Genomic DNA, 10,668 nt, shown 5'->3' on the forward strand with positions numbered 1-10,668 from the left:
ACGGCGCCGGCCTCGGCCGCCTGGTTCGGGCGGTGCTCCTCCATGGTCGCCTCGCTCTGCGAGAAGTCCACGTCGGCCGTGACCTGCGCCTTCACGTTCTGGCGCCCCACCACCGGCTCGAGGATGTCGAGGATGCGGCGCATGTACTGCTGCTCGATCTGCTGCACGTATTGCAGCTGCTGGCCCTCGCCGGCACCCGCGCCGCCGGTAGCGCCATCGCCGGTCTGCGACAGCAGCTTGCCGCTGTCGTCGACCACGCTCACGGCCGAGGGCGCGAGCTCGGGCACGCTGGAAGCCACCAGGTGCACGATGCCCGCGATCTGGTTGCGCTCGAGCGTGCGGCCCGGGTGCAGGGTCAGCAGCACCGAGGCCGAGGGCTTCTGCTGCTCGCGGAAGAAGCCGTTCTGGTTCGGCAGCGCCAGGTGCACGCGCGCGCTCTGCACCGAGGCCAGGCCCTGGATCGAGCGCGTGAGCTCGCCCTCGAGGCCGCGCTGGAAGCTCAGCTTCTCCTGGAACTGGGTCATGCCGAAGCGGTTGTTCTCCATCAGCTCGAAGCCGGCCACCGAGCCCTTGGGCAGGCCCAGCGAGGCCAGGCGCAGGCGCACGTCGTGCACCTTGTCGGCCGGCACCATCACGGCACCGCCGCCCTCGGTGTACTTGTAGGGCACGTTCATCTGGGCGAGCTGGGCGACGATCGCGCCGCCGTCCTTGTCGCCGAGGTTGGCGTAGAGCACGCGCCAGTCGGCCTGGCGGCCCATCACGATGGCGGCCACGGCCAGCGCCACCAGCAGCGCGGCGCCGATCGCCAGCCGCAGGCGCTGGCGCCGGTCGAGCGACGCGAGGCGGCCCTGCCAGGCCGGGGCGGCAAGGGACGCGGGCTGGGCGGCGGGAAGTTCGGCGACGGCGGTGGACATGGGCTCGGCGGTGCGGGTGTTCGCACGGCGCGGAAGGCGCTTCGTGCTCGCTGCGATTATTCGGGCCGGCCCCGTCCCACATAAGCCCGATAAAGGGCTGCTTTCCTGCCCATTTCCCCGCGATCGCGGGCGGCCGGGCGCCCGTAGCATCGGTGCCCATGGACCTCCGACTCGCACCGTTGACTTCGCCCACCCCGGCGCAGGCTTTCGCGCGCACGGCGCGCACCGCGCCCTCGGCCGCCGAGGGCAGCGGCGGCGGCTTCGCCGGGGCGCTCTCGGGTGCACTGCAGTCGGTGAGCGCGGCCCAGAACCAGGCCGGCGCGCTGCAGCGCGAGGTTCAGCTCGAGAACCCGAACGTCAGCCTGGAGCAGACCATGGTCGCGATCCAGAAGGCGCAGATCGGCTTCCAGGCCACGATGCACGTGCGCAACCGCATGGTGCAGGCCTACAGCGACATCATGAACATGCAGGTGTGAGGCGACGGGCGCCCTGCCCGTCCGTCTTGCCGGACCGAGCCACCGCCTTGCCGGCGGTGTCGGTCCTTCTTCTTCAGTGGATCAGCTGCAGCCGCGAATCGAACAGGTGGTCGAGGTCGGCGATCCACGGCTCGGCCAGCAGCCGGATCTCGGCATCGTTGCGCAGGATGCGCTGCATCACGCGGGTCTTCTCGGCGCGGTCGGTGCGCGGCAGCTCGAGGGTGGTGGCCTTGAAGCGCAACTGCTCGATCAGCACGGCGCAGGCGCCTTCGCAGCGCACCACGCCTTCCCAGTCTTCCATGCGGGCGGCCTCGAGCATCTGCTTGCTCGCGGCTTCGATCGCTTTGTAGTAGTCGAGCAGTCGCTCTTGCATGAAGGACTCCAAGGACGCCTCAGGCGGCCTGCGCGGGCTGGGAGGGCCCGATCTGTTTCCAGCTCTGTGCGACCGGTGCGATCAGCGAGGCCACTTCCGCCAGGGCCGCCCCGTCGTTGCGGAGGTTGGCGACCGTCAGGCGGTTGATGCAATAGTCGTACAACGCGCGGAGTGTAACCGCGAGTTCTCCACCCCGGGCCTCGTCGAGCCCACCCTTGAGGCCCTCCTCGAGGAATCGCACCGCCCGCATGATCTGCTGGCCCTTGAGCGCGATGTCGCCGCGCGCCAGCGCGCCGCTGGCGGCGTGGATCGACTGCAGCAGGCCGTCGAACAGCAGTTCGATGAGCCGGTGCGGGGACGTCGAGGCGTCCACGCCCGATTCGGCGCCCACTCTGGAGTAGGCCTGGGCGGCGCGGGCTGCGGGCGAGGTGTACATGGTGCGGCTTCCTGTTCCGGTGTCTATGCCTTCTTTATCGGCATTCCGGTGCGGAAGTTGAGGCCCGCGGGCCCGGCGCGCGCGCCCGATTGCGCGCCTCAGCTGGTGGACTTGTTCCACTGCGCCACCTGCTGGGAGATGTAGGTGTTGAGCGCGGTCAGCGAGGCCATCTTGGTGTCCAGCGCCGTGTACTGCGCGCGCAGCCGCTTCTCGGTCAGGGTCAGCCGGTCGTTGAGGTTGTCCTGGCTCTTGTCGTTGTCCTTGCGCTGGGCCTTGAGCGACTGGGTGCGGGTGTCGAGCGTGCCGTCGGTGGCCACGGCCGCCTGGGTGAAGGCCGACAGCCGCGTGGCGAAGCCGGTGGCGCTGGAGTCCACGGTGTTCTGCGGCGCGGCGAAGAACTGCTGCACGGCGGCCGGGTTCTTGAGCGCCGTGTCGAGCTTGGCGGTGTCGAGCGCGAGGTTGCCCGCGCCGTCCTTGGCGACCGTGATGCCGAGGTCGCTCAGGCGCTGGATCGCACCGCCGCCCGAGGGCGCGCCGACCAGGCTGCGCAGCGCGTTCTGCAGGCTCACGGCGGTGGAGTCGCCCTGCAGCAGCGCCGCGGTCTTGCTCGCCGCGTCGTAGGCGGTGGCCGAGTTCAGCGTCTGGTTCATCGTGTTGTAGGCCGTCACGAAGGCCTGGATCGTGCTGCGCAGGCCCGAGGTGTCGGTGGCCACGGCGACCTCGACCGGCGCCGTCGTCACCTGCGACAGCGTGAGGCTCAGGCCCGGCACGGTGTCGGCCAGCACGTTGCTGTCCGAGCGGATCGCCACGCCGTTGATGGTGGCCTCGGCATTGCGCGCGTACTGCACGGGGTTCGCCCCCATGCCCTGCCCCGTGCCGTCGAAGGCCAGCAGGCCGAGGTCGGCGCCGTCGCCCGAGCCCACGGGCGCCGCGGTGACGCGAAAGCCCGCGGCCTCGCCGGTGGCGCCCGAGCGCAGCATCAGCCGCTCGCCCGAGAGGTCCTTGAGCACGGTGGCGCTGACGCCCGCGCCGGCGGCGTTGATCTTGGCCGCGATGGCCGAGAGGCTGTCGCCCTCGTTCACGCTGATGTCGATCGCCGGCTTGTCGCCGGCCGCGAAGTTCGGGCCGCCCGCGTCGGTGTCGTTCCAGTCGCCGAGCTGGATGCTCAGCGTGCCGAGGCCGAAGCCGGTGCCCGTGGCCACCGCGCCCGAGGACACGGCCTGGGCCCGCGCGAGCTGCGACACCTGCATGGTGAAGCTGCTGGCCACGGCGTCGCCGGCCTTGGTCACGCTCGCGCTCAGCGCGGTGGCGTTCGAGCTCGAGGCGGTCTTCGCGTTCCAGGTCGCGGCGGCCGCCAGCTTGGTGGCCGCGTCGGACAGCGCCGAGAGTTGCGACTTCAGCGTGCCGAAGGCCGAGATCTTGTTGTCGAGCGTGGACGCCGTGCCCTGCAGCGCGGTCAGCGGCTTCTTCTCGATCGCCATCAGCTGCGTGATGATGGATTCGACGTCGAGCTGGCTGCCGATGCCGGTCGATGTGATGGTGGCCATGTCGTTTCTCCGATGCTGGAATCGCCTGCGCCCACGGAAAAAAACGCGGGGCGGCGAACGGAATTGTCCGTTCGCCGCCCCGCGATGAAGCGTGCAGGAGGCCGGCCTTCGGCCCCCTGTTCCAGCCTTAGCCGCGCAGCAGCGACAGCACCGTCTGCGGCAGCTGGTTGGCCTGGGCCACCATCGCCGTGCCGGCCTGCTGCAGCACCTGGGCGCGCGACAGGTTGGCGGTTTCGGCCGCGAAGTCGGCGTCCTGGATGCGGCTGCGCGAAGCGGTCAGGTTCTCGGCCGAGGTCGAGAGGTTCGAGACCACCGATTCGAAGCGGTTCTGGATCGCGCCGAGGTCGGCGCGCGAGGAGTTCACGGCCTTCAGCGCGGCGTCCATCGCGAGGATCGCGTTGTCGGCGCCGTCCACCGTGTCGACCGTCAGGTTGTTGAAGCCGGTCTGCGCGCTGCCCGCGGCGGTGACGGTCGCGGCCGTCTGGCCGGCGGTCAGGCCGGTGTTGGTCAGCGTGCCGCCGATGTTGATGGCGTTGCTGCCGCTCGAGGTCAGCGTGATGGCGCCGCTGGCGGCGGCCGTCGCGACCACGCCGGTCTCGCTGGACTTCTTGTTGATGGCGGCCGCCACGTTGGCGCCCTGCGTGGCCGCGTCGGTGCCGGCATTGACCGCGCCGATGCCCACGCCGTTGATCGTGAAGGCGTTGGCGGTGATGCCGCCGAAGCCCGCGGGCGCCGTGCCGGCCACCGTGGCCGAGTAGGTGTCGACGCTGTTCCAGCTGCCCAGCGAGTTGATGCTGGCGTTGGCGATCGAGTCGATCGAGATGGTCTCGCCCTGGTTGGCGCCGACCTGGAACGACTGGGCGTTGAAGCTGCCGTCGAGCAGCTTGGTGCCGTTGAACGAGGTCTGCTTGGCGACGCGGTCGATTTCGCTCTTGAGCTGCGTGACTTCCTTCTGCAGCGAGGCGCGATCCTCGGTCGAGTTGGTGGCGTTGCGCGACTGCACGGCCAGTTCGCGGATGCGCTGCAGGTTGTTGCCGATGGTGCTCAGCGCGCCTTCGGCCGTCTGCGCCAGCGAGATGCCGTCGTTGGCGTTGCGGCCGGCTTGCGTCAGGCCGCGGATCTGGGCCGTCATGCGCTCGGAGATCGCGAGGCCGGCGGCGTCGTCCTTGGCGCTGTTGATGCGCAGGCCCGAGGACAGGCGCTGCATCGAGGTGGCCAGCGAGGATTGGCTGCCCGAGAGGTTGCGCTGCGCGGTGAGCGAACTGATGTTGGTGTTGATGATCGAGGCCATGAGAGCTCCTTCAAACTGATAAGTCGGGCATCGCTGCCAAAGTCGCGCCAGCGAAGCGCTGGCTGCCTGACGAACCCTGGTGCAAGGCCCGTTGCACTGGTTTTCGGTGGGTCCCGGCCGGCTCTTTAGCGATTTATTTTTGCGATCGCACCCTCAAGATTTCCGAGCGGATGCAGACGGGTGCCACAGCGATTGCGCTGCCGGGGCCACCATGTTCCGCGTGTTACCCCCACGGAAACACGTAGCTTCCCCACCACGCAAGACAACTTCGCCCCCACGGGATTTCGTGGTCTGTGCACCACGACAGGTCACACTCGTTAACAGCTTGTAAAGCGCGAGACGGAAGCCATGGATGTCTGGCTTTCGATAGATTTATCTAGTAGTGTCGAAATAAGTCTTTCATCGCGCATCCCTTAGTATTCATTTCAGCCAACAAAATCACATTCTTGGGGCGCGATGGTTGCAAGCGCTTACCATCGGCTGCCTTCGGGTCGAAGTTTTTTTGTAGGAACCCGCCTACTCAGGTACATTTTTAACAAATGTTTACTGAAGCTGACATTTGTGATTAAACTGAAAGTACACGGTCGACAAGGGCACTTTTGCCCGCCTAGGAGGAGGCACTCATGACCAATGAACAGTTGCTCGCCGAGATCAAGGAAGCCAACCTCACCTACCTGATGCTGGCCCAGAGCCTCATCCGGGAAGACAAGGCACAGGCCCTGTTCCGGCTGGGCATTTCCGAGGAATCCGCGGACCTCATCGACACGCTGTCGCCGGCGCAGATCATGAAGCTGGCCTCCAGCAACATGCTGCTGTGCCGCTTCCGCGCGACCGACGACATGGTCTGGGGACTGCTCACCAACCACAACGTGCGCACCCGCACGGCCAACGACGAGACGCTGAAGCTGCACGCCAACATCGTCATGTCGAGCCGCTTCGCGGAAACCTCGTACTGAGGCGCCGCGCGTTCGCGAGCTGACAAGGCATGGCCAATCCGAAGAGCGTGCTGGGCGAGTCCCGGCAGATCGAGCGCGCGGTCCATCTGATCGAGATGGGCGCCCGCCTGCAGGTGCTGGAGAGCGAGACCGAGCTGTCGTACGAGCGGCTGCTGCGCCTCTACAAGGAAGTCGCGGGCAAGTCGCCGTCGAAGGGCCAGCTGCCCTTCTCGACCGACTGGTTCCTGACCTGGCAGCCGAACATCCACGCCTCGCTGTTCCACAACATCTACACCTACCTCCACAAGACCAGCGAGCTCGAGCCGGTCGACGCGCTGATCAAGGCCTACGGCCTGTACACCGAGCAGACCGGTGCCTGCGGCCTGGAGCCGCAGCTGTCGATCACGCGCGCCTGGCGGCTGGTGCGCTTCATGGAGAACCAGATGCTCGCCATGACGCCCTGCTCGCGCTGCGGCGGCCACTTCGTGACCGAGCCCTACGAGAACGCGCAGCACTTCGTCTGCGGCCTGTGCGAACCGCCGGCGCGCGCCGGCAAGGGTGCGGGCGCGGGCGGCATCCAGCTGCAGTGAGCGCGGCAAACAGAAGATAAGGGCCCCTGCAGGGCCCTTTTTTCATGGAATGCGGGCGGCGGCTCCGAGGCCCAATAGGGGCTCCAGGAACTCGTATCGCCCCATGTCCGTCATCCTCGGTTACCTCGTCGCGCTGGGCTGCATCTTCGGCGGCTACATCATCCATGGCGGCAACATCGGGGTGGTGCTGCATGCGCTGCCGATCGAGCTGATGGTGATCGGCGGCGGCGCGCTCGGCGCCTTCGTGGTGAACAACCAGCGCAAGGTGCTGATGGCCACGCTGAAGGCGCTGCCGACCGCGCTCAAGGGTTCCAAGTACACCAAGGCGCGCTACCTCGAGCTGATGGCGCTGCTCTACGACATCCTGCAGAAGGCGCGCAAGGAAGGCCTGATGTCGATCGAGAAGGACATCGAGGCGCCGCAGGATTCGCCGCTGTTCCAGAAGCACCCGAACGTGGCCAAGGACCACCACGTGGTCGAGTTCACCACCGACTACCTGCGCATGATGGCCTCGGGCAACCTCAACAGCCACGAGATCGAGTCGCTGATGGACAGCGAGATCGAGACCCACCACCAGGAATCGCACGCACCCGTGGCGGCCATCGCGCGGCTGGCCGGCGGCCTGCCGGCCTTCGGCATCGTGGCCGCGGTGCTGGGCGTGGTGAACACCATGGGCTCGGTCGGCCAGCCGCCGGCGGTGCTCGGCGCCATGATCGGCTCGGCGCTGGTCGGCACCTTCCTGGGCATCCTGCTGGCCTACGCCATCGTCGAGCCGCTGGGCGGCCTGCTCGAGCAGAAGGCCGAGGAAGGCACCAAGGAACTGCAGTGCATCAAGACCACCCTGCTGGCCAGCATGCAGGGCTACAACCCCACGACCGCGATCGAGTTCGGCCGCAAGGTGCTGTTCTCGACCGACCGGCCGAGCTTCGTCGAGCTCGAGAGCCACGTGAAGAAGAAGTAGAGCGCCCAGCGCAAGAGGCAACGCCATGGCCACCACGCCCGGGACCCGCAAGCTCCAGCCGATCATCATCAAGCGGGTGAAGAAGACCACGCATGCGCACCACGGCGGCGCCTGGAAGATCGCCTACGCCGACTTCGTGACGGCCATGATGGCCTTCTTCCTCCTGATGTGGCTGCTGGGCTCGACCGCCAAGGGCGACCTGCAGGGCATCGCCTCCTACTTCAACTCGCCGATGAAGGTCGAGATGGCCGGCGGCTCGGGCGCGGGCAGCGCCTCGAGCGTGGTGCCCGGCGGCGGGCGCGACCTCACGCGCACCACCGGCGAGGTGCGCCGCACCGACGGCAGCACCATGGACCCGAAGAAGATCGGCCAGGACAACAGCCTCAAGCTCGAGCAGGCGCGCCAGGACGCGCGCCGCATGGCCGCCCTGCGCGCGCGCATCGAGGAGATGATCAACGCCAACCCCAAGCTGCGCGAGTTCCGCTCGCAGATCAAGCTCGAGGTGACCTCCGACGGCCTCGAGATCCAGATCGTCGACGCGCAGAACCGCCCGATGTTCGACACCGGCAGCGCGATCGTGAAGCCCTACATGCACGACATCCTGCGCGCGGTGGGCAGCGCGCTCAACGACATCGAGAACCGCGTGAGCCTGGCCGGCCACACCGACGCCGCGCCCTACGGCAACGGCGACCGCGGCTACGGCAACTGGGAGCTGTCGGCCGACCGCGCCAATGCCTCGCGGCGCGAGCTGGTGGCTGCCGGCATGCCCGACGACAAGCTGGTGCGCGTGGTCGGCCTGGCCGCCAGCGACCTGCTCGACAAGAAGAACGCGCTGGCGCCGCTGAACCGCCGCATCAGCATCGTGGTGCTGACGCGCGACGCCGAGTCGCGCCTGTTCGGCAACGCGCGCCTGGAGGGCAACGACGCGGTCAAGGCCATCGCCACCGAGCTCGCCAAGGAACAGAAGAAGCCCGAGGGCGCCGATGCGCCGGCCGCGCCCGCCGGTGCGGCGCCCGCCGCCACCCCGGGCCGCGCCCAGCCCTGAGCGAGCGCCACCGCCATGGAATCGAACAGCCAGGACCGCCAGCTCCCCGCCTCGCAGCGCAAGATCGACCAGGCGCGCCGCGACGGCCAGGTGCCGCGCTCGAAGGACCTGTCGCACCTCGCGGTGATGGGCACCGGCGCGGTCGCGCTGCTGCTGCTGGCGCCCACCGCCTTCGAGCAGCTGCGCGCCACGCTCGCGCAGGCACTGGTCTTCAACGCGGCCAGCGTGCAGGACCCGGCCGACATGCTGTCGCGGCTGTCGACCTTCGCCGGCCTGGGCCTGGTGGCCTGCGTGGTGTTCGCGGCCATCGTGCTGAGCGCGGCGGTCGCGGGCAGCCTCGCGGTCGGCGGCTGGGTCTCGAGCACCAAGGCGATCACGCCCGACCTCTCGCGCCTGAGCCCGTTCAAGGGCCTGGGCAACCTGTTCAGCCGCCAGCAGGTCGCGCAGGTGACCAAGCTGGTGCTGCTGTCGGCCATCCTCGGCGCCATCGGCTGGTACTACGTGGCCGGCTCGATCGGCGAGGTGGTGCGCGTGGTGCTGCAGCCCTCGCCCTCGGCGCTGCGCGCGCTCGGCGACTGGCTCGCCACCGGCGTGGGCCTGCTGCTGCTGGTGGTGTTCGCCACCGCGGTGATCGACGTGCCGCTGCAGCGCTTCTTCCATCTGTCGAAGCTCAAGATGTCGCACCAGGAGCTCAAGCAGGAGCACAAGGAATCCGACGGTGACCCGCATACCAAGGGCCGCCAGCGCAGCGCGGCGCGCGCGATCTCGCAGCGCGCCAGCATCACGGCCGTGCCGCGCGCCGACTTCGTGCTGATGAACCCGACCCACTACGCGGTGGCGCTGCGCTACGACGAGGCCACCATGAACGCGCCGCAGGTGGTGGCCAAGGGCGCCGACCTGCTCGCGATGAAGATCCGCGAGATCGCCAATGCCAACGGCATCCCGGTGGTGCAGTCGCCGATGCTCGCGCGCGCGCTGTTCGCCCATGCCGAGATCGACCAGCCCATTCCCTCGAGCCTGTTCACCGCCGTGGCCCAGGTGCTGGCCTATGTCTACCGCCTGAAGGCCGCGCTGCGCGGCGAGGGCCCGATGCCGCAGGGCGTGCCCGATCCCTACGTCGCGCCCGAGCTCGATCCGCACCGCAAGCCGGCGGCAACCACCGCCGCCGAAACGGTCACCGGAGTGCGCCCATGAACCCGCTCGCCCTGCGCCAGTGGCTCGGCGAGCGCGGCGGCATGTTCCAGCGCGCGGCCGCGCCGCTGCTGGTGGTGGCCATCCTCGCGCTGATGGTGCTGCCGATCCCGCCCTGGCTGCTCGACGGCTTCTTCACGCTCAACATCGCGGTCGCGCTGATGGTGATGATGGTGGCGGCCTACATGGTGCGCCCGCTCGACTTCGCGGCCTTTCCCTCGGTGCTGCTCTTGACCACGCTGATGCGGCTGTCGCTCAACGTGGCCTCCACGCGCGTGGTGCTGCTCGAGGGCCACACCGGCCCGGGCGCCGCGGGCGCGGTGATCGAATCCTTCGGCCACTTCCTGATCGGCGGCAACTTCGCGGTCGGCCTGATCGTGTTCGCGATCCTGGTGGTGATCAACTTCGTGGTGGTCACCAAGGGCGCCGAGCGCATCGCCGAGGTGTCGGCGCGCTTCACGCTCGACGCCATGCCCGGCAAGCAGATGGCGGTCGACGCCGACCTCAACGCCGGCGTGATCGACGAGAAGGAGGCCCGCCGCCGCCGCGCCGAGGTGTCGGAGGAAGCGAACTTCTTCGGCTCGATGGATGGTGCCTCCAAGTTCGTGCGCGGCGATGCCATCGCCGGCATCCTGATCCTGGTGATCAGCATCGTCGGCGGCTTCGCCATCGGCGTGCTGCAGCACGGCCTCTCCGCAGGCAAGGCGGCCGACACCTACGTGCTGCTCGCGGTCGGCGACGCGCTGGTGGCGCAGGTGCCGGGCCTGCTGATCTCGGTCGCCGCGGCGATGGTGATCTCGCGCGTGGGCCGCGAGGACGACGTGGGCCGCCAGATCGTCGACCAGCTGCTGACCTCGCCGCGCGTGCTCGGCCTCACGGCCGGCATCCTGGGCCTGCTGGGCGTGATCC

12 protein-coding genes are annotated in these 10,668 nt (G+C 68.6%); 7 read left to right on the forward strand and 5 right to left on the reverse strand.

The genetic code is table 11. The features are described from left to right. The coding region (fliF, locus tag AC27VN_RS20155) for a flagellar basal-body MS-ring/collar protein FliF (RefSeq protein ID WP_490877656.1) at positions 1-914 on the reverse strand (914 nt) is incomplete at its 3' end. 158 nt (positions 915-1,072) lie between these two features. On the opposite strand from fliF, the gene fliE reads away from it, so the two are divergent. Next, complete coding sequence (gene fliE / locus AC27VN_RS20160; RefSeq protein ID WP_093341675.1) at positions 1,073-1,390, forward strand: flagellar hook-basal body complex protein FliE; 318 nt, start codon at positions 1,073-1,075, stop codon at positions 1,388-1,390. Positions 1,391-1,463: 73 nt separating this feature from the next. Here the strand turns inward: fliE and AC27VN_RS20165 are convergent, their stop codons facing one another. The 4 genes from AC27VN_RS20165 to AC27VN_RS20180 form a co-directional block, all read right to left on the reverse strand. Beyond that, positions 1,464-1,763, reverse strand: a complete 300-nt coding sequence (locus AC27VN_RS20165; protein ID WP_093341673.1) for a flagellar protein FliT — start codon at positions 1,761-1,763, stop codon at positions 1,464-1,466. Between the two features lie 19 nt (positions 1,764-1,782). Then, positions 1,783-2,199 (reverse strand): flagellar export chaperone FliS, encoded by a 417-nt coding sequence (gene fliS, locus AC27VN_RS20170; protein WP_490877657.1) that lies wholly within the window; start codon positions 2,197-2,199, stop codon positions 1,783-1,785. Positions 2,200-2,297: 98 nt separating this feature from the next. Further along, positions 2,298-3,746, reverse strand: coding sequence for a flagellar filament capping protein FliD (gene fliD / locus AC27VN_RS20175; protein ID WP_490877658.1), 1,449 nt, complete (start codon positions 3,744-3,746; stop codon positions 2,298-2,300). 127 nt (positions 3,747-3,873) lie between these two features. Then, the gene (locus AC27VN_RS20180; RefSeq protein ID WP_296787776.1) at positions 3,874-5,037 is read right to left on the reverse strand and encodes a flagellin; all 1,164 of its coding nucleotides are present in this window, start codon (positions 5,035-5,037) and stop codon (positions 3,874-3,876) included. A gap of 623 nt (positions 5,038-5,660) precedes the next feature. Here AC27VN_RS20180 and flhD point away from each other — a divergent pair. The 6 genes from flhD to AC27VN_RS20210 form a co-directional block, all read left to right on the forward strand. Beyond that, positions 5,661-5,993, forward strand: coding sequence for a flagellar transcriptional regulator FlhD (gene flhD, locus AC27VN_RS20185; protein ID WP_057591771.1), 333 nt, complete (start codon positions 5,661-5,663; stop codon positions 5,991-5,993). 29 nt (positions 5,994-6,022) lie between these two features. After that, the gene (flhC, locus tag AC27VN_RS20190) at positions 6,023-6,562 is read left to right on the forward strand and encodes a flagellar transcriptional regulator FlhC (protein ID WP_093341667.1); all 540 of its coding nucleotides are present in this window, start codon (positions 6,023-6,025) and stop codon (positions 6,560-6,562) included. Between the two features lie 103 nt (positions 6,563-6,665). Then, positions 6,666-7,523, forward strand: a complete 858-nt coding sequence (gene motA, locus AC27VN_RS20195) for a flagellar motor stator protein MotA (RefSeq protein WP_093341666.1) — start codon at positions 6,666-6,668, stop codon at positions 7,521-7,523. Positions 7,524-7,548: 25 nt separating this feature from the next. Continuing rightward, complete coding sequence (gene motB / locus AC27VN_RS20200; protein WP_296787775.1) at positions 7,549-8,568, forward strand: flagellar motor protein MotB; 1,020 nt, start codon at positions 7,549-7,551, stop codon at positions 8,566-8,568. A 15-nt stretch (positions 8,569-8,583) separates the two neighbouring features. After that, positions 8,584-9,762, forward strand: a complete 1,179-nt coding sequence (locus tag AC27VN_RS20205; protein ID WP_490877659.1) for an EscU/YscU/HrcU family type III secretion system export apparatus switch protein — start codon at positions 8,584-8,586, stop codon at positions 9,760-9,762. Continuing rightward, positions 9,759-10,668: FHIPEP family type III secretion protein (locus AC27VN_RS20210; RefSeq protein ID WP_490877660.1), on the forward strand; the 910-nt coding region annotated here is incomplete at its 3' end. The genes AC27VN_RS20205 and AC27VN_RS20210, both read left to right, overlap by 4 nt.

It is taken from the genome of Variovorax sp. 20P10.2.4, assembly GCF_058244205.1.

Bases quoted from the DNA above. Each gene is read 5' to 3' on its own strand.
- fliE (WP_093341675.1), top strand. From the start codon at position 1,073: ATGGACCTCCGACTCGCACCGTTGACTTCGCCCACCCCGGCGCAGGCT.
- AC27VN_RS20180 (WP_296787776.1), bottom strand. From the start codon at position 5,037: ATGGCCTCGATCATCAACACCAACATCAGTTCGCTCACCGCGCAGCGC.
- fliS (WP_490877657.1), bottom strand. From the start codon at position 2,199: ATGTACACCTCGCCCGCAGCCCGCGCCGCCCAGGCCTACTCCAGAGTG.
- motA (WP_093341666.1), top strand. From the start codon at position 6,666: ATGTCCGTCATCCTCGGTTACCTCGTCGCGCTGGGCTGCATCTTCGGC.
- AC27VN_RS20205 (WP_490877659.1), top strand. From the start codon at position 8,584: ATGGAATCGAACAGCCAGGACCGCCAGCTCCCCGCCTCGCAGCGCAAG.
- AC27VN_RS20165 (WP_093341673.1), bottom strand. From the start codon at position 1,763: ATGCAAGAGCGACTGCTCGACTACTACAAAGCGATCGAAGCCGCGAGC.
- flhD (WP_057591771.1), top strand. From the start codon at position 5,661: ATGACCAATGAACAGTTGCTCGCCGAGATCAAGGAAGCCAACCTCACC.
- motB (WP_296787775.1), top strand. From the start codon at position 7,549: ATGGCCACCACGCCCGGGACCCGCAAGCTCCAGCCGATCATCATCAAG.
- flhC (WP_093341667.1), top strand. From the start codon at position 6,023: ATGGCCAATCCGAAGAGCGTGCTGGGCGAGTCCCGGCAGATCGAGCGC.
- fliD (WP_490877658.1), bottom strand. From the start codon at position 3,746: ATGGCCACCATCACATCGACCGGCATCGGCAGCCAGCTCGACGTCGAA.